We start from the raw sequence: 21,369 nt of genomic DNA, 5'->3' as shown, positions 1-21,369 counted from the left end.
AGTGAGAAACTCGCGATGACGCATTGCGTCAATTGCCTGACCCACCGTCGTGGCCTCCTATCGCTTCGCCAGCCAGCCACGCTCCCAATCACGCTCACCCGCGACATGCTGTCCCGCGCAGCAAGCGCATCACCTTCTGCGGTGTTCAGGATTTCAACCTCCAGCAGCAGTCTTGCGCGCGGCAATGATCTTTTCGACGTTGTTGCGAATCATGGGCGGCAGACTGTCGATGTCAACAGGGAAGCCGTTGGTGAGCATCGCCTGCATATGACCGATCTGGTGAAGATGGAAGGCGAAATCCATCGACGCCTTGCGCCCCATCTGGTCCTGCGTGAAGTTCATCGCCTGCTTTACCAACTTCATGGTGAAGGGGTTCTTGGCCGCGATGTTGTTGGCCAATTCAAGCGTTCGCGCCGCCAACTGCTCGCGGGGAACTACATGGTTGACCATACCCCGCCGCTGCGCTTCCTGCGCGGTCAACCACCCGCCGGTCATCAGCCATTCCTTCGCCTGGCGCACGCTCATCTCGTAGGGATGCTGCCAGAACTCCACGCCTGGAATGCCCATCTCTGCCGCCGTCGCGTCGCGAAAGCGGGCATCCTCCGAGCAAACGATAAGATCGCACATCCACGTGAGCATAAGTCCGCCCGAAATCACGGATCCCTGGATCTCGGCGATCACTGGCTTCGGCGCATTACGCCAGCGTTCAGTGATCTCGAGATAAATCTCCCTCTCGCGACAATAGGGCCCTTCCCAGCCCTTCCCGCCGAAGCAGCCGCAAAGTCCAACGATCTGGTCCGGCGACGGGTTGTCCGGTCCTTCGCCACTGACGTCGTGGCCGGAATTCCAATGATCGCCGGAGCCGGCGAGGATGATCACGTTGATCTTGTCGTCGTGGCACGCGCGCTTGAACGCGTCGTCCAGGTCGTACGTCATCGTGATGCCCTGCGCGTTGCGCCGGCTCGGTCGATTCATCACGATCCGCGCCACTTTGGGAGCGGGCTCCTCGTAAATCACCTGTTCGTACTTGCGGTCTTCTGTCGTCATGTTTGTGTCTCCTGTTTCACACTTGCTGATCGGCTAACGAAAAAGAAGCGCGGTTCGCCTTTGGCTCGCCGAATGTGGCGACCACGTGACCCACTCAATCGCTCCGGCCGTAGAGCGTCACTACACATGCGCCGCCATTGCCCAGGTTGTGCTGGAGTGCAAGTCGCGCACCATCGACCTGCGTCTTTTCGGCGGTCCCACGGAGTTGTTTTGTCAGCTCATAACATTGAGCCAGGCCGGTCGCACCGATCGGGTGCCCCTTTGACAAAAGGCCGCCAGACGGATTCACCACGTGCTTGCCACCATAGGTGTTCAGCCCGTCTCGGATGTAGCGCTCGGCTGTTCCCTCAGGCGTCAGTCGCAGCGATTCGTATGCGAGCCATTCGCCCGGCGTGAAACAGTCATGAAGTTCGACTACGTCCACGTCGTCGGGCGACACACCCGAAGCTTCATAGACCTGGTCTGCGGCCGCCCGGGCCATGTCGAAACCAACCAGACTAATCATCGAGCTCCCATCCCACGTCTTCTGAAAATCGGTCGTGAGCGATTGCGCGAGGATCTCCACCCGCGCATCAATTCCATGCCTGGCGGCGAAGCGGGGCGAGACCAGCACCGCCGCGGCCGCGCCGCACGTAGGGGGACAGGCCTGCAGGCGCGTAACCGGCCCAGAGAGATTGGGGGACGCCATCACCTCTTCCACTGTCACCGGATCGCGGAAGACGGCGAGCGGGTTGTTGGCTGCGTGCCGGCGCGCCTTAACCGAAATCATCGCGAACGACTCGTCGCTTCCACCGTAACGCTTTTGATATTCAAGGGCCGCTCCGCCCCAAAGCTGCGCCGTGGGCGGCTTGGTCGGGTCGAACGTCTGCAGCTCATTGAATTTGGCGCCGTAATTCGCCATGACTGCCTTGCGGTCGCTGAAAACTGCACCGAGCGCGCCCGGCGTCATCTGCTCGAAGCCGAAGGCGAGTACGCAATCTGCGACGCCTGCTTCGATCATCTGGCGCGCGAGATAAAGCGCGGTCGAGCCCGTTGCACAGTTGTTGTTGACGTTGATGACTGGAATGCCGGTGGACCCGACCCGATAGACGGCAGACTGTCCCGCAGTCGAATCCGCGTAAACATAGCCCGCATAAGCCTGCTGAACCTGATCGTACGTAATACCTGCGTCAGCCAGCGCGAGGCGGATGGCCTTCTCCGCCATCACATCCCAATCCTCGCTCTTGCCGGGCTTGGTGAAGGGGATCATGCCGACCCCGGCAACTCGAACGCTACTCATGTTGATTTTCCTGATCAATCTGGCTGAAGGAAACCTATCGGCCCAAAGAGAAGCTGGACGGCCAGGCTCGCTACGACTCGATTCCGGATTCTGGAGACGATTGGCGTCCCGCGCGTACCACGATCGAACGATATTGGAGTGTGTTGCCGCTTCATCCCTTTGGATGAGGAGCTGTGGGTAGGGTGCCGTATAGACTTGCAGCGTGAACACCTTCGTTTTCGGGCAAAGCTCCCGAATGGTCCCTAGGTCTCGACCCGTAGCAAACGGTCCGGCACATGAGCAAGAGTGCGCAGCGCTTGACGGCATGGGCTATCCGGGTCGCGTTGAAGAAGGCTGACTGTGATCCCGGGCAGTTGCGGGCAGCCTACTTCGGCAACACCGCGTGGAAGTTCAAGCACGGCACTCGCTTCCTTCGTAGGAAGATCGCTATGCTGATCTGAGCTTCGACGGCACCTCGGCGACCCACGAAGTTGCGAACGCTTGCACCACCGGCAGCAAGCTGCCCTTAACTGAAAGATAAATCTATGTCAGATGGACTTGAAACCGTTGATACCGTGGCCACGGCCGGGATCATGTATCCCTTCGAAACGCCATCGGAGCGAGGACGCAGCATCGAGGTGGCTCCAGGGGTGCATTGGATCCGCATGCCGCTGCCGTTCTCGCTAGATCACATCAACCTCTGGATGGTCGATGACGACGATGGCTGGGCGTTGATCGACACTGGACTACGGACCGAGGACTCCATGCTGTTTTGGCGGGAGTTTTTCGCCAACGCGCCCGGCTCTCGAAGGCTAACCCGCGTGTTCGTTACTCACATGCATCCGGACCACGTCGGTATGGCGGGCTGGCTCACCCGCAAGTTCAGCGTGCGTCTGTGGATGACGCGGCTCGAGTACCTGACCTGCCGCGTAATGGCCTCTGACACCGGCCGCGAGGCGCCGCCAGAGGGCACCGATTTCTACCGCCGTGCCGGCTGGGGCGCCGCTGCGATCGAAACCTATCGCGTGCGATTTGGAAACTTCGGAAAGTTCATCCATGCATTGCCGGACAGCTTCCGCCGTCTGCAAGACGGTGAAGAGCTTCGAATCGGCGCCAACACTTGGCGCGTCATTGTCGGCAACGGGCACTCGCCCGAGCACGCCTGCCTGTACTGTCCGCAGTTGAAAGTCCTAATCTCGGGCGACCAGGTGCTGCCCAAGATATCGTCGAACGTATCTGTCTATCCGAACGAGCCGGATGCAGATCCTATGGCCGACTGGTATGCGTCGTTAGCGAAGCTGAAACGGGAAGTGCCCGATGACGTTCTGGTCCTACCGGCACACAACGAATGCTTCCGAGGCCTGCATACTCGGCTCGATTCACTGCGAAAGGGCCAGGACCGCGCCATCGAGCGCCTTCGTCGAGCGTTGGGCGAGCCCCGGCGGGTCGTCGATGTGTTTGGTGCGTTGTTTGCCCGCGAGATTGGCGAGGCGGACGTCAACCTGCTGAGCATGGCCACCGGCGAAAGTGTGGCATGCCTGAACTACCTCGTGCACCGTGGCGAAGCTAATGTTGAGATCGATACAGATAATGTGGCTTGGTACCATCTCGCCACTCCTGGCCATCGGCCAGATGAACTTGCCCTGTGTAGCCGGTGAGCGGGCCAGCCAGATCCGTATGCCGTCATGCATGAGCATCTTTAGTCGATTGGCGCGCTTGTTAGCAAATATGCAGGCATGGCGCGCATGGGCGGCATCGACGACAGTGACCGCTCTTGTCCGTGCCGTGTCGGCGCCCGTGCGCATGTCCGGCGACGTTGCGGCCAATGTGGTCCTGCTCGGTTGACTTCAGCGTTGGCCGCGGCTGGAAGCGCAGCTCGCTGGCACGGACACAGCGGTCCGATCGTCGGGAGTCGCTATTGGCACCAATGCTTGACCGCCATTTGACAACCGGCCATGACTTGCTGCTAGCGCCTCTCGCATCCAGCGGCGCACCATGTTCGGGTTGAGGCCGTGTGAACGCGCGACGCCCATCACTGATGTCCCCCGCTGCCACGTTTGCTCCAGCGTCGCTGTCTTGAACTCCGCACTGTACTGGCGCCGCCGGCGCATATCTGTCGACCCTTGATCCACCCGTCGCCGCGATCTCCTTCGACGGCACGATGCCCGATCAATACCCCATATTCAAGACGGGATTGGCGTTCGGTTACGAAAAACGTAGACACGCTCTTAGAAATTATCCGGGAATGGCGTGAAGCGAAACGCAAGCGTGCCAATATGGAGAGGTAACCGTGTTGGCGCACGGATACTTCGACCCGGGTGTCCCCTTCGCTTCAGAGTGAAAGTACGGGGCTGTCCCTGTGGAACAGTTATGGCCTCGCAGAATACCACCCTCGTGCCGGGTACCTCAGCGAAGACGCACGTGGACGGTGATGCCTGAACGCCACTGTAAAGATCCAAACGACGATAAAGTCTTGGGCGGCTAGTAGCCTCCGAACCGTCAGAGATGAGACTGCGTTACTGGTATAGCCGATTGTCGCGGGCGTAGCTCGCGCATAGATTTTCGAGCACGCAATGTAGCCCCGAACTCGTGAGCAACGAACACGGTCGTCCTCTCGCATCTGCCGGAAATTCCACGCTGTTCCCGGGAGAGCCGTCCGTCGTGTGGGGGCAAACGTGGGGGCAAAAAGCGCCCCAGACGAAAAAGGCCTTACAAGCATTGCTTGTAAGGCCTTGATTTCTTTGGTCGGGGCGAGAGGATTTGAACCTCCGACCACCTGCACCCCATGCAGGTACGCTACCAGGCTGCGCTACGCCCCGAACAGCACAAAAGTATAACAGAGCCTTCGCCCGATTAGAACCGCTGGTGCTCAACAAACCTCACGCACTGCGATTGAACCTTCGGCGGGATCAATGGCTCAGTAGATCAATCACATGCAGCAGTTCCTTGCGCAACTGGTCGACATCGACAGTCGGCGACGCCGCCGAAGACTGCGCCGCCACCGGCTCTTCGACCTCTTCAATCGCAGCAGGGCCACCGTGACCGCCGTGCGAATCGAGACGATTGCGCGCGCCGTTGATCGTGAAGCCCTGCTCGTACAGCAACTCGCGTATCCGTCGGATCAGCAGTACTTCATGATGCTGATAGTAGCGACGGTTACCGCGGCGCTTCACCGGCCGCAACTGCGTGAACTCCTGCTCCCAATAGCGCAACACATGCGGTTTCACCCCGCATAGCTCGCTGACTTCACCGATCGTGAAGTAGCGCTTCGCCGGAATCGGAGGCAAGACGACTTTTTCGATCGTCGCTGTCATCGTCAGTTAGCCGTGGTGGTTGCGCAGGGAACGCGCGAAAACTACGAGCGCGTAAAATTCGTCTCAGCGCCGCTTTCAACCAGCGCCTTCAGCTTTTGACTTGCATGAAACGTTACGACGCGGCGCGCGGCAATCGGAATCGCCTCGCCCGTTTTCGGATTTCTGCCGGGACGCTGAGGTTTGTCGCGCAACTGAAAGTTGCCAAACCCGGACAGCTTCACGCTGTCGCCGCTCTCCAGCGCATCGCGAATCACCTCGAAGAACGCTTCGACCATGTCTTTCGCTTCCCGCTTGTTGAGTCCGACATTGTCGAACAGCAACTCGGCAAGCTCAGCCTTGGTGAGCGTCGGCGTTTCAGCCGACGCAGTGACGGGTGATGTCGGAATATCGCGAATCATGGCGCTACGCTGCGCCGTAAGAAGGGCTTCGAAATCACTCGAGTTCATTTCGTTCATAATCTATAAAATGGCGCGATAACCAGAAACGTAAATGCGGAAACAGCCGTTTTAAGGTTATCCGCGCAACCGTGCGCCATATACTCGAGCCAGACGATCCACCAGGGTTTTAATGGCCAGATCGACCGTTTCGTCCTGAAGGGTCCCGCCAGTATCTTGCAAGGTCACACGGAACGCAAGGCTTTTCTCGGTGGCCGCCAGACCGCCGGAAGTGTTTGATTTTGGACGAAATTCGTCGAAAAGCGCAACCCTCTGAACGGTCTTGCAGGCGTCGTCCGAAAGGACCTTTTGCAGCTCGTCAAGCAGCGTCTGAGCCTCGATATTCTGATCGACGACAACCGCAATATCTCGTCGAACCGGCGGAAATTTCGAAACTTCCGATGGAATCGGCAACGCGCGCTCAATTAACGAATCCGCTTCAATTTCAAACAGAATCGGCGCATGCGGCAAATCATATTTCTGCATCCAGCGCGGATGAAGCTCGCCAATCCAGCCCACTGCCCGGCCATTGATTTCCACGCGCGCGCTACGCCCCGGATGCAGCGCCGGATGCTCCGCTTTCACGAACTTCGGCACCACAGGCGCGAACAACGCCTCGACATCGCCCTTCACGTCGAAGAAGTCGACTGCGCGCGACGGCGCGGCCCACTGTTCTTCGAGCGCAGGACCGTACGCGAGCGCGCCCAGCATCTTCGGCTGCGCGAAACCTTCGACCGCCAGCTCGCCCGCCTTGATCGCCGGATCGTGCAGGAACACACGGCCAGCTTCGAACACGCGAACACGATCGGCACGACGATTCAGGTTCGAACGCAGCACGTTGATCAGGCTGCCAAAGAGCGTCGTGCGCATCACCGAAAGCTGGCTCGCGATCGGATTCAGGAGACGCACCGGATTATCGTTGCCGGCAAAATCCTGCTCCCACTCGACATCGACGAAGCTGAAATTCACCGTCTCCGCGTAGTCGCGCGCAGCGAGCGCATGACGGATCGCGTGGATCGAGCGCTGCGTCTCGTTCGTCCGGCGCATCTCGCTCGTCGCGACCGGCGGGCGCGCCGGAATCTTCTCGAAGCCGTAAATGCGCGCGACTTCTTCGATCAGGTCTTCTTCGATTTCGATGTCGAAACGATACGACGGCGGCATCACGGCGAACGTGTCGCCTTCGCGCTCGAACGTGAGGCCGAGGCGCGTGAAGATCTGCGCGATTTCGTCCGCGCCGATCTGCACGCCGATAATGCGGTTCGCACGCGAGACGCGCATCTTTACCGGCGCACGTTGTGGCACGTTGACGATCTGGTCGTCGACCGGACCGGCTTCGCCGCCGCAGATGTCGAGGATCAGCTGCGAGATGCGTTCGATGTGCTCGACCGTCGTCGCATAGTCGACGCCGCGTTCGAACCGGTGACCCGCATCCGTCGAGAAGTTGTACTTGCGCGAGCGGCCACGAATGCTGTCCGGCCACCAGAACGCGGCTTCGAGATAGATGTTGGTGGTGTCGAGCGTGACCGACGTGCTGTCGCCGCCCATGATGCCCGCGAGGCTCTCGACGTGCTGATCGTCGGCGATCACGCCAACGGTTTCGTCGAGTTCGACCGTGTTGCCGTTCAGCAGTTTGAGCGATTCGCCACGGCGCCCCCAACGGACGTCGATGCCGCCGTGAATCTTGTCGAGATCGAACACGTGCGAGGGACGGCCCAGTTCGAGCATCACGTAGTTCGAGATGTCGACGAGCGCGGAAATGCTGCGCTGGCCCGAACGCTCGAGGCGCTCGACCATCCAGTGCGGGGTCTTCGCGTGCGCGTTCACGCCGCGAATCACGCGACCCGAGAAACGGCCGCACAGATCCGGCGCCGAGATTTTTACGGGCAGCGTTTCGTCCAGCTTGACGGCGACGGGCTTGATTTCGAGTGGCTTCAGCGGTGCACCGGTAATCGCCGACGTTTCACGCGCCACGCCGAACACGGAAAGGCAATCGGCCTTGTTCGGTGTCAGCTTGATTTCGAAGATCGTGTCGTCGAGATTCAGCGTTTCGCGGATGTCCTGGCCTATCGGCGTATCTTCCGGCAGGATCATGAGACCGCTATGATCTTCCGACAGCTTCAGTTCGCGCGCCGAGCACAACATGCCCTGACTCTCTACCCCACGCAGCTTCGAAAGCTTGATCGCGAACGGTGCGCCGCCCTCTTCGGCCGGCGGCAACTGCGCGCCAACCAGCGCCACGGGCACCTTGATGCCCGGCGCCACGTTCGGCGCGCCGCACACGATGTTGAGCGTCGCGCCGGTGCCGGCATCGACCTGGCAGACGTTGAGCTTGTCCGCGTCGGGGTGCTTGACCACTTCGAGCACGCGGCCCACGACGATCTTCGACGTCGGCGGCGCAGCGGGCGTGAGCCCTTCGACTTCGAGACCCGCCATCGTCAATGCGTGCGACAGCTCGTCGGTCGTCATCTGCGGGTCGACAAAGCTTCTCAGCCAGGATTCAGGGAATAGCATGGTTCTTTACGTTCTAAACAGGTTAGGTCCACATCCGGCGGGTTGCCTGCTTTCAGACCTCTGCCGGACGTGCAGCTTGCGGTAACGGCGCGCGCGTCTCGCACAACGCAGCCGTCGCCTTGCGTGTCACGTCGCGCGTCAGGCGAACTGCCGCAGGAAACGCAGGTCGTTTTCGAAGAACAGACGCAGATCCTGCACGCCATAACGCAACATCGTCAGCCGCTCGAGGCCGCTGCCGAATGCAAAGCCGATGTACCGCTCCGGGTCGAGGCCCATGTTGCGGATGACCGTCGGGTGAACCTGGCCGGAACCGGAAATCTCCAGCCATTTGCCCGCGTTCTTGCCGTGTTCGAACATCATGTCGATTTCGGCAGACGGTTCCGTGAACGGAAAATAAGACGGGCGGAACCGCACGAGAATATCGTCACGCTCGAAGAATTTCTTGAGGAAGTCGGTGTAGACGCCCTTCAGGTCCGCAAAGCTGATGTTCTCGTCGATCCACAGGCCTTCGACCTGATTGAACATCGGCGAGTGCGTTGCGTCGCTGTCCACACGATACGTGCGGCCCGGCACGATGACCTTGATCGGCGGCGTGTTGGTGCGTGCATAGCGAACCTGCATCGGGCTCGTGTGCGTGCGCAGCAGCAACTGGCGGCCGTCGGCATCCTTGCCGTCGATATAGAAGGTGTCCTGCATCGAACGCGCCGGATGGTTTTCCGGGCTGTTCAGCGCAGTGAAGTTGTACCAGTCGGTTTCGATCTCGGGGCCGTCGGCCACGTCAAAACCAATGGAGTGAAAAATCTGCTCGACGCGCTCCCATGTGCGCATCACCGGATGCAGGCTGCCTGCACCGATGCCGCGGCCGGGCAGCGTGACGTCAATGGCTTCGGCGGCGAGGCGCTGGTTCAGCAACGCGTCGGCCAGTGCCTGGCGACGGGCCGTCAGCGCGGTTTCCACCTGCTGCTTGACGGCGTTGATGCGCGCGCCTTCAGTCTTGCGAGTCTCGGGATCGAGCTTGCCAAGGCCCTTCAACAGCTCGGTCAACGCACCCGACTTGCCGAGAAAACGCGCCTTCTCGTTTTCGAGCGTGGTGGGGTCGGTGGCCTGTTCGAAGGCCTTTTGCGCATCGGCGACAATCTGGTCCAGATCCATTGATCCCATCTTTTCAACGTCAGTGTTCAATGTTCGGTACGAGCGAAAACCGCCCGACCAACAAAAAAGGGGCTCGGTGAGGAGCCCCGTTTCTGTTGCAGCGTCACCGAGACTACCGGATCTTCGCTGCAACGAACCACGCAGTACGATGTGCTAACTAGCGCAATCAGGCTGCAACGGCGGCTTTCACCTGCTGAACGATCGCAGCAAAAGCGGCCTTGTCGAACACAGCCATGTCGGCCAGGACCTTGCGGTCGAGTTCGATCGAAGCCTTCTTCAGGCCGTTGATGAACACGCTGTACGTCATGTCGTGCTGACGCACCGCCGCGTTGATACGCGTGATCCACAATGCGCGGAACACACGCTTCTTGTTGCGGCGATCGCGGTAGGCGTACTGGCCTGCGCGCATGACCGCCTGCTTGGCGATGCGATAGACGTTATTGCGACGGCCGCGGTAACCCTTGGCCAGCTTGATGATCTTCTTGTGACGGGCCCGTGCGGTAACCCCACGTTTGACTCTAGGCATATCTAGCTCCTGTGAGTTTCAGTTAAGGGTTAAGCGAACGGCAGCATCGCGCGCACGGAGTTCAGATTGGAATCATGAACGGCCGTGGAACCACGCAGGTGACGCTTGTTCTTGGTGGACTTCTTGGTAAGAATGTGGCGCTTGAAGGCTTGACCGCGCTTGACGGTACCACCCGGACGCACCACGAAGCGCTTTGCAGCACTCTTCTTGGTTTTCATCTTAGGCATGACGAACAACTCCATTATTAGATGGATATGGGTGTGCGGTCGGCCCTGATGGCCCTGACCCGCCCTTCGAAACCCACTCCACTTGGTATGCAGCAGGCCGATATTGCTGGCCGCCGCTTTTTCAGGAAAGCGCCCGCTTTGCGGACCCACTTCCGAAACCTGCCATTCCGCCACTCACCGACGGACACTACCTGTTCTGTACGACAGCATCGACATTGCGCACCAATTGATGCGCAGCGCGCCGCTTACTTCTTCTTTTTCGGGCCCAGCACCATGATCATCTGGCGCCCTTCCATCTTCGGCATCTGCTCAACCGAACCGACTTCGTCGAGGTCAGTGCGCAGGCGCTCCAGCATGCGCATACCGATTTCCTGGTGCGCCATTTCACGGCCGCGGAAACGCAACGTGATTTTCGTCTTGTCGCCGTCTTCGAGGAAGCGAATGAGGTTGCGCAGTTTGACGTTGTAATCGCCGTCATCCGTACCCGGCCGGAATTTGACTTCCTTGACCTGGACGATCTTCTGCTTGAGCTTGGCCTCGTGTTGCTTCTTCGCTTCCGAGTACTTGAACTTGCCGTAGTCCATCAAACGGCAGACCGGCGGAACCGCCTGCGGGGCGATTTCGACCAGATCCACGTCCTGCTGTTCCGACAGGCGGAACGCATCAGCGAGTTTCACGATGCCGAGGGGTTCGTTCTCGACTCCGACCAGACGCACCTCGGGTGCAGTAATTTCACCGTTGATGCGATGCGCAGACTTATCAGTAGCGATGTTACGTTTCCTCTAAAAATTAAAAAAACGAGCCGCGCTGCCAGGTGGCTTACTTGAACGACTGGACGTCCTGTCGCAGACGCTCAATGAAGGCATCGACCGGCATCACACCCAGATCGACACCGCCACGGGCACGCACGGCTACCGTTTGGGCATCACGCTCTTTGTCGCCGACAACCAGCAGGTACGGGACCTTTTCCAGCGTGTGCTCGCGTATTTTATAGCTAATCTTCTCGTTGCGCAAATCGGCCTCTACTCTAACCCCTTGTTTTTGCAACGTTTGGGCCAGAGACTGAGCATATTCGGCCTGACTTTCGGCGATATTCATCACCACAACCTGCATCGGAGCAAGCCACGACGGCATTGCACCAGCATGGTGCTCGATCAGAATACCGAGGAAACGCTCCATCGATCCGACGATTGCCCGATGCAGCATGATCGGCCGGCGACGGCTGTTGTCTTCGGCCACGAACTCGGCGCCAAGACGTTCTGGCAACACCATATCCAGCTGGAGCGTACCGCACTGCCACGAGCGGCCGAGCGCGTCCTTGATGTGATATTCGACCTTCGGGCCATAGAACGCGCCCTCGCCCGGCAGCTCCTGCCACGTGACGCCGCACGCGGTCAGCGCATCGCGCAGGCCCTGTTCTGCGCGATCCCAGGTCTCGTCGGTGCCGGCGCGCGCATCGGGGCGCAGCGACAGCTTGATGTCGACGTTATCGAAGCCGAAGTCGCGGTACACGCTCATCGCGAGCGTATTGAACGCAATCGATTCGCTGATGAACTGGTCTTCGGTACAGAAAATGTGTGCGTCGTCCTGCACGAACCCGCGCACGCGCATGAGACCATGCAGCGCACCCGACGATTCGTTGCGGTGGCAGGAGCCGAATTCCGCGTAACGCAGCGGCAGATCGCGGTACGAACGCAGGCCATGATTGAAGACCTGCACGTGACCCGGGCAGTTCATCGGCTTGATCGCGTAATCGCGCTTTTCCGATTCCGTCGTGAACATGTTCTCACGATAGTTCTGCCAGTGACCGGACGCTTCCCACAGCGAACGGTCCATGATCATCGGCGTCTTGATTTCGAGGTAGCCGGCGTCGTTCACGCGGCGACGCATGTATTGCTCGACCTGCTGCCACAGCGTCCAGCCGCGCGGATGCCAGAACACCATACCCGGCGACTCGTCCTGCATGTGAAAGAGATCGAGCTGCTTGCCAAGCTTGCGGTGATCGCGCTTCTCGGCCTCTTCGAGCATGTGCAGGTACGCTTCCTGATCTTCCTTCTTCGTCCAGGCCGTACCGTAGATGCGCTGCAGCTGCTCGTTCTTCGAATCGCCGCGCCAGTAGGCGCCCGCGACCTTCATCAGCTTGAAGACCTTCAGCTTGCCGGTGGACGGCACGTGCGGGCCACGGCACAGGTCGGTGAAACCGCCGTGCGAGTAGAGCTTGATTTCGTCGGTAGCGGGAATCGACGCGATGATCTCGGCCTTGTACTTTTCGCCGATGCTCTTGAAGTAATCGACTGCTTCATCGCGCGACACGACGCGACGCGAAACGGACTCGTCTTTCTTCGCGAGTTCCTGCATGCGCTTTTCGATCTTCTCGAGATCTTCCGGCGTGAAGGGACGGTTGTACGCGAAGTCGTAGTAAAAGCCGTTGTCGATAACCGGTCCGATCGTCACCTGCGCTTCCGGGTACAGGTCCTTGACCGCGTACGCGAGCAGGTGAGCCGTGGAGTGACGAATGATGTCGAGGCCGTCCGCGTCTTTCTCCGTGACGATCGCGAGCGAGACGTCGTGATCGATCAGCGAGGACGTATCGACCAGCTCGCCGTCGACCTTGCCGCCGAGCGCCGCTTTCGCGAGACCCGCGCCAATCGACGCCGCGACTTCGGCCACCGTTACCGGATGCTCGTACTGTCGAACAGAACCGTCAGGCAGACGTATCGAAACCATTGTGTTCTCCGTAAGGCCGATCCGCGGCACGTGCCGCGATCAGGCGAGAAAACCAAAAAAAGCGAAAAAAAATGCGGCCCCGCTTTCGAGGGGCCGCATTCACATTTTCAGCTAACTGCAACGGCAAACCTGGTCCTCGACTAGCGCCGATCCGAAGTGCTTCCGGTCAACGTTCGCGGTGTCATAACCGTATTCGCCTTTTGCGCCGAAGCGCCTGTTGCTGCTTGCTACGAAACCCTGGCGAACCAGCGTTTCTTTTCGTTGGTAGGCTCGATTGGACTCGAACCAACGACCCCCACCATGTCAAGGTGGTGCTCTAACCAGCTGAGCTACGAGCCTGAAGAAACGAGATTATATGGAGCACCTCGAAACTTGGCAAGCACTTTTATGCGTCGACATTAAAAATCCTGACGCCGCATGTCGACGTCTCCAGACGAGCCACTTTTCAGCCCTTGCGCGACGCGCGAACGACACCCGTTACTTCGCCCAGCAACGCGCACGCGCGCTGAATCTGCGCGGCGCTCGACACCTCGACAGTGAACTGCATGAACGCCGCGTTACGCCGCGTCTGCGTCTTCACGCCGATCACGTTCATCTTCTCGCGCGCGAAAATTTCGGAGATGTCGCGCAGCAAACCTTGCCGGTCCGATGCCTCGATTGTGAGATCGACCGGGTACACCGAGCGCCCCTGTCCGCTCATCACATCCGCCGACCACGCTGTCTCGAGCACGCGTTCCGGGGCGCGCTCCGCCATGCGCCGGAACGTCGGGCAATCGCTGCGATGAATCGACATGCCCTTGCCGCGCGTGACGAAGCCACTGATCGCGTCAGGCGGCGCCGGGCGGCAGCAGCGTGCGAGCTGCGTGAGCAGCGCGTCGACGCCGACAACCAGCACGCCTGTCGATGCACCCTGCGCGACACTCGCACCGCTGCTGCGCTTCTCGAACTGCTCCGGTGCCTCGACAACCGGCTCCGGCGGCGGCGCATCGTGTAGCGCCTGTTCGACGAGACGCAGACTGAACTCTTCCTTGCCTACGACCCAGAAGAGATCGTCGGTTGTCTTGAAGCCGAGCTTCGCAGCAAGCTGATCGAGATTGACGGAGGTCTTGCCCTCGCGCTGCAACGTCTTTTCGACCATCGCGCGGCCGATCGACATGTTCTCCTGCAGATCGACCGCGTTGAACCACGCGCGCACTTTCTGACGCGCGCGCGAACTGCGCAGATAGCCGAGTTGCGGATTGAGCCAGTCGCGCGACGGACCGCCCTCTTTCACCGATACGATCTCGACGGTTTGCCCGTTCTGCAGCGGCGTGTTGAGCGGCACCATCGCGCCGTCGACGCGCGCGCCCCGGCACCGATGCCCGAGTTCGCTATGCAGGTGATACGCGAAGTCGACGGGCGTCGCACCTTGCGGCAACGGGATCACGCGTGCCTGCGGCGTGAGCACGTAGATCTGGTCGTCGTCGAGTGTTGCCTGACGCAACTGTTCCCACGGCTGCGCCGCCGGCCGGCCGCCGTGCTCGCCTTCCGAGACATCGTCTTTCCACGCCAGCAGCTGACGCAGCCACGCGATCTTCTCGTCGTACTTCTCGCTTGCGGTGAACTGGCCGCCATAGCCGCGCGTGCCCGCCTCCTTGTAGCGCCAATGCGCCGCGACGCCGTATTCGGCGAACTGATGCATCTCCTGCGTGCGGATCTGCACTTCGAACGCCCGGCCGTCGTCGCCGATCACAACCGTGTGGAGCGACTTGTAGCCGTTTGGCTTCGGCCGCGAGATGTAATCGTCGAACTCCTTCGGAACCGGTTGCCACAGGTTGTGCACGATACCCAGAACCGTGTAGCAATCCTTGATGTCAGGCACGATGACGCGAAACGCGCGCACGTCATACAGCTCCGAGAAATCGAGCTCCTTGCCGCGCATCTTGCGCCAGATGCTGTAGATGTGCTTCGGCCGGCCGCTTACTTCGGCGCGGATATGCGCAGCCGCCAGCTCGTGTTGCAGACGCGCGATCGCCTGTGCGACGTAAGCCTCCCGCTCGACGCGCTTCTCGTCGAGCAGCTTCGCAATGCGCTTGTAGGTGTCGGGCTCCTCGAAGCGAAACGCGAGGTCTTCGAGTTCCCACTTCAATTGCCAGATGCCGAGCCGGTTGGCGAGCGGCGCGTAGATATCGAGCGTCTCGCGCGCGACATCCGGCGAAGGCGTGATCTTCGCTGCCGCGTAGTAGCGCAACGACTGCACGCGCGATGCGAGCCTGATCAGCACGACACGGATATCCTGCGCGAACGCGAGCAGCATCTTGCGCAGCGCCTCGACCTGCGCGCGCCGCGCGGCCTGTGCATCGCGGCCCGTGTCGGGCACTGCGTGCTTCGCGGCGCGCAGGCTCACGGTACCCAGCCGCAGCAGCTTGCGGACGTCGCCCACCAGCTGCGCGACCTCGTCGCCGAAGCGCTCGGCGATGATCCGCTCCGGATCCTTCAGATGCGGTGTCAACGTGAACAGCGCCGCCGCCAGCACCGCGGGCGGATCGACGTTGAGCGTGCGCATGACCGCCGCCGTGCCCGCCGCGTGATCCGCGAGCAGTTCGCCCGACGAAAGCCGCACGTCGCCCGCGTGTTCGCGCACGAACGCCATCGCTTCGTCAAAAGACGGCATGGGATTCGAAACGGTCGTGACGGTATCGGTATTCATGATGCGGCGCTTCGCCGGAAAAGCCGGGTGAGACGGAAAAACGGATGCTGTGTTCGATCAGTTGCGCTGCGCGGCCACGACGACAACTTCGACGAGGCAGGCCGGGTTTGCCAGCTTCGCTTCGACCGTTGCGCGCGGCGGCGTGGCCCCTGCGGCAACCCACGCATCCCACACGGCGTTCATGCCGGCGAAATGAACCATATCGGAGATGTAGATCTGCACAGACAGCAGATGCGCCTTGTCGCTGTTCACTTCGGCGAGCAGGCGGTCGATGTGGCCGAGCACTTCGCGCATCTGGCCGGCGATATCCTGGTTCGTGTCTTCCGCGATCTGGCCGGCGAGGTAGACGGTGCCGTTATGCACGGCGGTTTCCGAAAGACGCGCGCCGACATGGTGACGAATGACTGCCATGGAAAATCCTGTGATTGAGATTGAAGGTAACCGGTTGAGCATGCACGCGACGCGACAGAAAAACCACGACGCGCAACCCCATATTATGACGCGTCAGATGTTTCGCCGATGAAGAAGCGTCGCGCGATCGCAATCTGGTCCTCCGCAAGGAAGGCGGGTGCATGCCCGACGCCCGGAATTTCGACGCTCGATACGGCGCGCCCCTGCGCGATCATTTTCTCGACTGTTTCACGCGAAAGCAGATCGGACAACTCTCCGCGAACCACGAGTACCGGACCTTCGGCGACTGCCAGCGAACGCCACAGCGCGGCCTCGCCAAGCGCCGTCATTTCGGGCGTGACAGCAGCAAACGCCTGTGCGATGCGCGGATCGTAGCGAAGCTGCCATGCGCCATCGCGCTCGTGCAGCAGCGGCGTGTTGATTTCGCGCCACTCATCGGGTGTGAGCGGTCCGAACGACGCTGCGAGTAGCGCGGCGTAGTCGATACCCTGCTGCAACGTTTCGAATTGCGCCGGCTTGCCGAGATAGTCGCCGATGCGCGACAGCGCCGCCGGCTCGACATGCGGGCCCACGTCGTTGATCAGCATCCTGCGGATCGGCGAATCCGGCACGCCCGCCAGCGCCATGCCGATCAGGCCTCCCATCGACGTGCCGAACCAGTCGACCGATTGCACGTTGAGCCGCGCAATGAGCGTGATCATGTCGCTGACGTACTGCGGCACAGCGTAGTAGTTGGGGTCGGCAAGCCATGAGGACAAGCCCCGGCCCACCACGTCCGGGCACACCACGCGATATGTATCGGCGAACGCCGCCGCGACACGGTCGAAATCACGCCCCGTTCGCGTGAGGCCGTGCACGCACAACAGCACGCGCGGATTGGCTGGATCGCCCCACTCGGTATACGCGACGCGATGCAGGCCGCCAGGACTGATGCACTGCACTTCGTGCTGGCGGGGCGACGCGAAAGGCGTGGCGGTCGTCATCCGTGAGTCTCCTGGCCGAAGCGCGGCCGTTGTCCCGCATAGAGAATGCAACACGCCTGATATGCAGCATCAGACAGCCGCTCAACATGCAACCGATTGTAAACCGCTTTGCACCATGCCCGCCCCCTGGCCGAACGGCCAGCCACCGCCATAAGACATGCGGCTTTGCGCCCACTTACACGAAATAAAAAACGGGCGAAACTCGCGTTCCGCCCGTTTTTGACAACCCGCAGATCTATCGAACTAACACCGCCTCGATACCCGCACCCGAAACCGGGCCTGTCAACTCACCGCGCTCACATCGAGCGGTGCGCCCGTCTTCGCCTTGATTTCCTCCACGCTCACGCCGGACGCCAGTTCGACCACCTTCAGGCCGTCGTCCGTGACATCGATCACGCCGAGATCAGTAATGATCCGGTCGATGACGCCCACGCCCGTCAGCGGCAACGTGCACTCTTCGAGAATCTTGTGCTGGTCGCCCTTTGCGACGTGCTCCATCAGCACGACCACGCGCTTGACGCCCGCGACCAGATCCATCGCGCCGCCCATGCCCTTGATCATCTTGCCCGGGATCATCCAGTTGGCCAGATCGCCCTTCTTGCTGATCTGCATCGCGCCGAGGATCGCCAGATTGATGTGGCCGCCGCGAATCATCGCGAACGAATCCGCCGACGAGAAAATCGACGAGCCCGGCAGCGTCGTGACCGTCTGCTTGCCGGCATTGATCAGGTCCGCGTCCACTTCCTCTTCGGTCGGCGACGGGCCGATGCCGAGCAGGCCGTTTTCCGATTGCAGCCATACTTCGACGCCCTTCGGCACGTGATTCGCCACCAGCGTCGGCAAGCCGATGCCGAGGTTCACGTAGAAGCCGTCCTGCAGTTCCTTCGCCGCGCGCGCGGCCATTTCGTCACGATTCCATGCCATGATCAGTCTCCTTTCGCGCGGACAATGCGTTGTTCAATACGTTTTTCCGGGTTCGCGTTCAGGACGATGCGCTGCACGAAAATGCCCGGCGTATGAATCGCGTCCGGATCGAGTTCGCCGGTTTCCACGATTTCCTCGACTTCCGCGACCGTGATCTTGCCGGCCATCGCGCACATCGGGTTGAAGTTGCGCGCCGTGCGGCGATAGATGAGGTTGCCCGACTTGTCGGCCTTCCACGCTTTTACGAGTGCGACGTCTGCCGTCAGCGAATGCTCCAGCACGTAATGGTTTTCGCCGAACTGGCGCGTTTCCTTGCCTTCGGCGATCAGCGTGCCGTAGCCCGTATTCGTGAAGAATGCCGGAATGCCCGAGCCGCCCGCGCGCAGTTTCTCGGCAAGCGTGCCTTGCGGCGTGAATTCGAGTTCGAGTTCGCCGGCCAGATATTGCCGCTCGAACTCCTTGTTCTCACCGACGTACGACGAGATCATTTTCTTGATCTGGCGCGTTTCCAGCAGCAGGCCGAGGCCGAAACCGTCGACGCCCGCATTGTTGCTGATACACGTGATGCCCTTCACGCCGGTGTCGCGCAGCGCGGCGATCAGTGCTTCGGGGATGCCGCACAGGCCGAAGCCGCCGACGGCGAATGTCTGCCCGTCCTTGACGATGTCTTTAAGCGCGTCGGCCGCGCCTGGATAGACCTTGTTCATCAGTTTGTCCCTTCCTTGACTGGAATTCCGAAATCCGGATCGGTGCGATACCGCTGAATCATACGACGACGCCGCAACATCGTCCGTTTCAACTGCGACTTCGCCACCTGTTGATATGTTCGAAAGGGTACGATGGCGCGCCCTTGCGGCACAATACGCAAAACTACATAAGTATTTGTCACTGTACGCCGCCTCAGGCTTCACCCGCGCACCTTATGCCCGCACTGGATTACCAAACCGCCTTTCATCTCGCGCCAATCGGGCTCGTGCTCTCGCGCGAGCGCACCATCGAAGACTGTAACGAGCAGGTGGCGTCGATTTTCCGCTGTCCGCGCGAAGCGTTGATCGGGCAGTCTTTCCTGATGCTGTATCCGTCACCGGATGAATTCGAGCGCATCGGCGAACGGATTCCGCCGATCATGACCGCGCAGGGCAGTTACGCCGACGACCGCATCATGAAACGCGCGACCGGCGAACTGTTCTGGTGCCACGTGACGGGACGCTCGCTCGATCGCGCCGAGCCGCATGCAGTGGGCGTGTGGACATTCGAGGATCTCAGCGCGACGCGGCGTGTCGCGGTCGAGCTGACGCCGCGCGAACGCGAAATCGCCGCCCAGCTGGTGACGGGCAAGACAAGCAAGCAGATTGGCCGGGCGCTCGATATCAGTTCGCGAACCGTCGACGTTTACCGCTCACGGCTGATGCGCAAGTACGACACCGGCAACGCGACCGAGTTGCTGCAGCGGCTGCTGGGAAACTGAGTTACCCGCGCGGGCGTCGTTCCGGCGACGTTTGAGGCTGGCTCCGGCCGCGTCCTCAGCGCGACCAACCGCTCAGGCCGCCTTCACGAGCGCGGCGTTTTCGATCGTCGAGCGCAACAGGTCGGGAATCGGCACGGATTTGCCCGCCGCGTAATCGATCCAGACGCAACGTGCCGCGCCGCGCGCGTAGACGGTGCCCGGGTCATCGGCGCGGGTCAGCTCGAAAGCCGTGTCGAAGCTGCTACGTCCGGGCGTGCCGACCGACATCCGGCCCACCACGTCGCCGGGGTAATGAAGCTGCTTCAGAAACTCCATCGATGCATTGACGATGACGGGCCCCTGCCCTTCGCCGTTGCCGCCAGCGATGCCGAGCTGCTCAAACCAAGAAATGCGCACCTGCTCCATGTAACGGAAATAGACCGTATTGTTCACATGGCCAAACGCATCCATGTCGCCCCAGCGGATCGGCATGGACATCTCAAACACTGCGTGATATTCGCTCATCGTACTTCTTCTGCGGGCTGAAACAGGTTGCTGCGCGCGGGCTGACGGCGGCTCGCAACCGCCCGCCCGGCGCGCTGTAAAGACGCTCAGGCGAGGCCGAAACCGTCGTCGGCGGTGATGACTGAACCGTTGATGAACTGGGATTCGTCGGCGGCGAGGAGCAGCAGCAGGCCGTCCAGGTCTTCGGGCTTGCCGACACGGTGCCGGGGCAGCATGGAAACCAGCTTCTGCCCCTGCTCCGTCGACCAGTGATGGTGATTGATTTCCGTGTCGATATAGCCCGGGCAGATCGCGTTCACATTGATGCCGTGACGGCCCCATTCGAGCGCCATCGATTTCGTCATATGGACAACCGCGGCCTTGCTCATCGAGTAGAGGCCGATCTGCGGCAGCACACGTAAACCCGCCACCGAAGCAATATTGATGATGCGATAGGCCGGCTTCTGGCCGCCTCCATTACCGCGCATCATCATCCGTTTGGCCACTTCCTGGGCGACGAAGAACGCCCCACGGGTATTCGTGTCGAACACATATTCGAAGTCGGCGGGCGTGACTTCTGAAAGCTTCTGGGTGGTCGAAACACCCGAATTGTTGACGAGAATGTCGATGGTGCCCGCTTCCGTTTCGGCGTGCGCGACCGCCGACTTGATGCTCTGGTAATCGGTCACGTCCAGCGAAACGACGTGCGCCGCCCCGCCGGAAGCCTCGATTTCGGCGCGCAATTCCTTCAGGCGCTCGGTTCGGCGGCTTGCCAGCACGACTTTCGCGCCCGCCTGCGACAGCACCTGCGCAAAGCGTTTGCCCAGCCCGCTCGACGCACCTGTGATCAGCGCGACCTTGCCTTCCAGATTGATCGAACGGCCCATTGTCGGTCCTTTATTCAGTTCAGTTGATGCGGCGGCCACCTGTAGGGGTGCCCGCAAGGAAGGGTTAAACCGTATCACATAAATAGAACGGTCGTGCTAATGTATCCGGCTTGGGTTGCGGCGTCCTGGTCGTTCCCGGACAATACGATCCCGAAAAAAGCATTCTAACGGTAAGAGGAGCATCAATGACCCCCGCAAGTCTCATTGAGCAGTACGGCCCGCGCGAATCAATGGAATACGACGTGGTAATTGTCGGCGGTGGCCCCGCCGGGCTGTCCGCGGCGATCCGTCTGAAGCAGCGTGCCCAGGAGACCGGCGTCGAGCTGGG

The 21,369-nt window shown here is 60.7% G+C and carries 21 protein-coding genes, 2 tRNA genes and 1 pseudogene; 3 read left to right on the top strand and 21 right to left on the bottom strand.

Going from position 1 to position 21,369, the window contains the following annotated elements; all coding sequences use genetic code 11:
* Window positions 1-153: 153 nt before the first annotated feature.
* Window positions 154-1,047, bottom strand: a complete 894-nt coding sequence (locus LPA36_RS11610; protein ID WP_228876607.1) for an enoyl-CoA hydratase — start codon at window positions 1,045-1,047, stop codon at window positions 154-156.
* A gap of 94 nt (window positions 1,048-1,141) precedes the next feature.
* Window positions 1,142-2,326 (bottom strand): lipid-transfer protein, encoded by a 1,185-nt coding sequence (locus LPA36_RS11605; RefSeq protein ID WP_228876605.1) that lies wholly within the window; start codon window positions 2,324-2,326, stop codon window positions 1,142-1,144.
* Window positions 2,327-2,850: 524 nt separating this feature from the next.
* On the opposite strand from LPA36_RS11605, the gene LPA36_RS11600 reads away from it, so the two are divergent.
* Window positions 2,851-3,963: an MBL fold metallo-hydrolase gene (locus LPA36_RS11600; protein ID WP_228876604.1), complete on the top strand. Its 1,113-nt coding sequence runs from the start codon at window positions 2,851-2,853 to the stop codon at window positions 3,961-3,963.
* Between the two features lie 12 nt (window positions 3,964-3,975).
* Here LPA36_RS11600 and LPA36_RS29595 read toward each other — a convergent pair.
* The 17 genes and pseudogenes from LPA36_RS29595 to LPA36_RS11525 all read right to left on the bottom strand — a co-directional run.
* Window positions 3,976-4,110 (bottom strand): annotated as a pseudogene (locus LPA36_RS29595) (hypothetical protein); the annotation flags it as partial.
* A gap of 42 nt (window positions 4,111-4,152) precedes the next feature.
* The gene (locus LPA36_RS29590; RefSeq protein ID WP_407674277.1) at window positions 4,153-4,416 is read right to left on the bottom strand and encodes a transposase; all 264 of its coding nucleotides are present in this window, start codon (window positions 4,414-4,416) and stop codon (window positions 4,153-4,155) included.
* 631 nt (window positions 4,417-5,047) lie between these two features.
* Window positions 5,048-5,124, bottom strand: a tRNA-Pro gene (locus tag LPA36_RS11595).
* Between the two features lie 90 nt (window positions 5,125-5,214).
* Entirely contained in the window at window positions 5,215-5,619 is a 405-nt protein-coding gene (locus LPA36_RS11590; RefSeq protein WP_228876602.1) for a MerR family transcriptional regulator, read from the bottom strand.
* A gap of 41 nt (window positions 5,620-5,660) precedes the next feature.
* Complete coding sequence (locus LPA36_RS11585) at window positions 5,661-6,074, bottom strand: integration host factor subunit alpha (RefSeq protein WP_228876600.1); 414 nt, start codon at window positions 6,072-6,074, stop codon at window positions 5,661-5,663.
* 57 nt (window positions 6,075-6,131) lie between these two features.
* Window positions 6,132-8,564 carry a phenylalanine--tRNA ligase subunit beta gene (pheT, locus tag LPA36_RS11580; protein ID WP_228876598.1) on the bottom strand — a complete coding sequence of 811 codons (2,433 nt, stop codon included), beginning with the start codon at window positions 8,562-8,564 and terminating at the stop codon, window positions 6,132-6,134.
* Window positions 8,565-8,702: 138 nt separating this feature from the next.
* Window positions 8,703-9,716 (bottom strand): phenylalanine--tRNA ligase subunit alpha, encoded by a 1,014-nt coding sequence (gene pheS, locus LPA36_RS11575; RefSeq protein ID WP_228876596.1) that lies wholly within the window; start codon window positions 9,714-9,716, stop codon window positions 8,703-8,705.
* Window positions 9,717-9,882: 166 nt separating this feature from the next.
* Complete coding sequence (rplT, locus tag LPA36_RS11570) at window positions 9,883-10,242, bottom strand: 50S ribosomal protein L20 (protein WP_006052502.1); 360 nt, start codon at window positions 10,240-10,242, stop codon at window positions 9,883-9,885.
* A 29-nt stretch (window positions 10,243-10,271) separates the two neighbouring features.
* Window positions 10,272-10,469, bottom strand: coding sequence for a 50S ribosomal protein L35 (rpmI, locus tag LPA36_RS11565; RefSeq protein WP_228876595.1), 198 nt, complete (start codon window positions 10,467-10,469; stop codon window positions 10,272-10,274).
* 245 nt (window positions 10,470-10,714) lie between these two features.
* Complete coding sequence (gene infC / locus LPA36_RS11560; RefSeq protein WP_228877474.1) at window positions 10,715-11,239, bottom strand: translation initiation factor IF-3; 525 nt, start codon at window positions 11,237-11,239, stop codon at window positions 10,715-10,717.
* Between the two features lie 49 nt (window positions 11,240-11,288).
* On the bottom strand, window positions 11,289-13,196 hold the full coding sequence (thrS, locus tag LPA36_RS11555) for a threonine--tRNA ligase (protein ID WP_228876583.1): 1,908 nt from the start codon (window positions 13,194-13,196) through the stop codon (window positions 11,289-11,291).
* Between the two features lie 262 nt (window positions 13,197-13,458).
* Window positions 13,459-13,535: transfer RNA gene (locus LPA36_RS11550), tRNA-Val, on the bottom strand.
* Between the two features lie 106 nt (window positions 13,536-13,641).
* Window positions 13,642-15,885, bottom strand: coding sequence for a RelA/SpoT family protein (locus LPA36_RS11545; RefSeq protein WP_228876582.1), 2,244 nt, complete (start codon window positions 15,883-15,885; stop codon window positions 13,642-13,644).
* A gap of 57 nt (window positions 15,886-15,942) precedes the next feature.
* Window positions 15,943-16,296: a RidA family protein gene (locus tag LPA36_RS11540; protein ID WP_228876580.1), complete on the bottom strand. Its 354-nt coding sequence runs from the start codon at window positions 16,294-16,296 to the stop codon at window positions 15,943-15,945.
* A gap of 83 nt (window positions 16,297-16,379) precedes the next feature.
* A complete protein-coding gene (locus tag LPA36_RS11535; protein ID WP_228876578.1) occupies window positions 16,380-17,279 on the bottom strand; it encodes an alpha/beta fold hydrolase in 900 nt (299 codons plus the stop codon).
* Between the two features lie 282 nt (window positions 17,280-17,561).
* On the bottom strand, window positions 17,562-18,203 hold the full coding sequence (locus LPA36_RS11530; RefSeq protein WP_228876572.1) for a CoA transferase subunit B: 642 nt from the start codon (window positions 18,201-18,203) through the stop codon (window positions 17,562-17,564).
* Between the two features lie 2 nt (window positions 18,204-18,205).
* Window positions 18,206-18,910: a CoA transferase subunit A gene (locus tag LPA36_RS11525; protein WP_228876570.1), complete on the bottom strand. Its 705-nt coding sequence runs from the start codon at window positions 18,908-18,910 to the stop codon at window positions 18,206-18,208.
* Window positions 18,911-19,125: 215 nt separating this feature from the next.
* Between LPA36_RS11525 and LPA36_RS11520 the strand changes: the two genes are divergently transcribed.
* Window positions 19,126-19,671, top strand: a complete 546-nt coding sequence (locus LPA36_RS11520) for a PAS and helix-turn-helix domain-containing protein (RefSeq protein ID WP_228876568.1) — start codon at window positions 19,126-19,128, stop codon at window positions 19,669-19,671.
* Window positions 19,672-19,743: 72 nt separating this feature from the next.
* Here LPA36_RS11520 and LPA36_RS11515 read toward each other — a convergent pair whose 3' ends face one another.
* Together LPA36_RS11515 and LPA36_RS11510 are read right to left on the bottom strand one after the other, a co-directional pair.
* Window positions 19,744-20,175, bottom strand: a complete 432-nt coding sequence (locus LPA36_RS11515) for an acyl-CoA thioesterase (protein WP_228876566.1) — start codon at window positions 20,173-20,175, stop codon at window positions 19,744-19,746.
* 86 nt (window positions 20,176-20,261) lie between these two features.
* Complete coding sequence (locus LPA36_RS11510; protein ID WP_228876564.1) at window positions 20,262-21,041, bottom strand: SDR family oxidoreductase; 780 nt, start codon at window positions 21,039-21,041, stop codon at window positions 20,262-20,264.
* Between the two features lie 185 nt (window positions 21,042-21,226).
* Between LPA36_RS11510 and LPA36_RS11505 the strand changes: the two genes are divergently transcribed.
* The coding region (locus LPA36_RS11505; protein ID WP_228877468.1) for an FAD-dependent oxidoreductase at window positions 21,227-21,369 on the top strand (143 nt) is incomplete at its 3' end.

Source organism: Paraburkholderia saeva, from assembly GCF_907164555.1.
Taxonomy (GTDB): Bacteria; Pseudomonadota; Gammaproteobacteria; order Burkholderiales; family Burkholderiaceae; genus Paraburkholderia; species Paraburkholderia saeva.
Note: the sequence above shows the minus strand (reverse complement) of the source record. Positions and strands in the feature narration are given on the sequence as shown.

Excerpts from the sequence above, each read along its gene's own strand:
- LPA36_RS11610 (WP_228876607.1), bottom strand. The coding sequence starts at position 1,047 with ATGACGACAGAAGACCGCAAGTACGAACAGGTGATTTACGAGGAGCCC.
- LPA36_RS11605 (WP_228876605.1), bottom strand. The coding sequence starts at position 2,326 with ATGAGTAGCGTTCGAGTTGCCGGGGTCGGCATGATCCCCTTCACCAAG.
- LPA36_RS11600 (WP_228876604.1), top strand. The coding sequence starts at position 2,851 with ATGTCAGATGGACTTGAAACCGTTGATACCGTGGCCACGGCCGGGATC.
- LPA36_RS29590 (WP_407674277.1), bottom strand. The coding sequence starts at position 4,416 with ATGCGCCGGCGGCGCCAGTACAGTGCGGAGTTCAAGACAGCGACGCTG.
- LPA36_RS11590 (WP_228876602.1), bottom strand. The coding sequence starts at position 5,619 with ATGACAGCGACGATCGAAAAAGTCGTCTTGCCTCCGATTCCGGCGAAG.
- LPA36_RS11585 (WP_228876600.1), bottom strand. The coding sequence starts at position 6,074 with ATGAACGAAATGAACTCGAGTGATTTCGAAGCCCTTCTTACGGCGCAG.
- pheT (WP_228876598.1), bottom strand. The coding sequence starts at position 8,564 with ATGCTATTCCCTGAATCCTGGCTGAGAAGCTTTGTCGACCCGCAGATG.
- pheS (WP_228876596.1), bottom strand. The coding sequence starts at position 9,716 with ATGGATCTGGACCAGATTGTCGCCGATGCGCAAAAGGCCTTCGAACAG.
- rplT (WP_006052502.1), bottom strand. The coding sequence starts at position 10,242 with ATGCCTAGAGTCAAACGTGGGGTTACCGCACGGGCCCGTCACAAGAAG.
- rpmI (WP_228876595.1), bottom strand. The coding sequence starts at position 10,469 with ATGCCTAAGATGAAAACCAAGAAGAGTGCTGCAAAGCGCTTCGTGGTG.
- thrS (WP_228876583.1), bottom strand. The coding sequence starts at position 13,196 with ATGGTTTCGATACGTCTGCCTGACGGTTCTGTTCGACAGTACGAGCAT.
- LPA36_RS11545 (WP_228876582.1), bottom strand. The coding sequence starts at position 15,885 with ATGAATACCGATACCGTCACGACCGTTTCGAATCCCATGCCGTCTTTT.
- LPA36_RS11540 (WP_228876580.1), bottom strand. The coding sequence starts at position 16,296 with ATGGCAGTCATTCGTCACCATGTCGGCGCGCGTCTTTCGGAAACCGCC.
- LPA36_RS11535 (WP_228876578.1), bottom strand. The coding sequence starts at position 17,279 with ATGACGACCGCCACGCCTTTCGCGTCGCCCCGCCAGCACGAAGTGCAG.
- LPA36_RS11530 (WP_228876572.1), bottom strand. The coding sequence starts at position 18,203 with ATGGCATGGAATCGTGACGAAATGGCCGCGCGCGCGGCGAAGGAACTG.
- LPA36_RS11525 (WP_228876570.1), bottom strand. The coding sequence starts at position 18,910 with ATGAACAAGGTCTATCCAGGCGCGGCCGACGCGCTTAAAGACATCGTC.
- LPA36_RS11520 (WP_228876568.1), top strand. The coding sequence starts at position 19,126 with ATGCCCGCACTGGATTACCAAACCGCCTTTCATCTCGCGCCAATCGGG.
- LPA36_RS11515 (WP_228876566.1), bottom strand. The coding sequence starts at position 20,175 with ATGAGCGAATATCACGCAGTGTTTGAGATGTCCATGCCGATCCGCTGG.
- LPA36_RS11510 (WP_228876564.1), bottom strand. The coding sequence starts at position 21,041 with ATGGGCCGTTCGATCAATCTGGAAGGCAAGGTCGCGCTGATCACAGGT.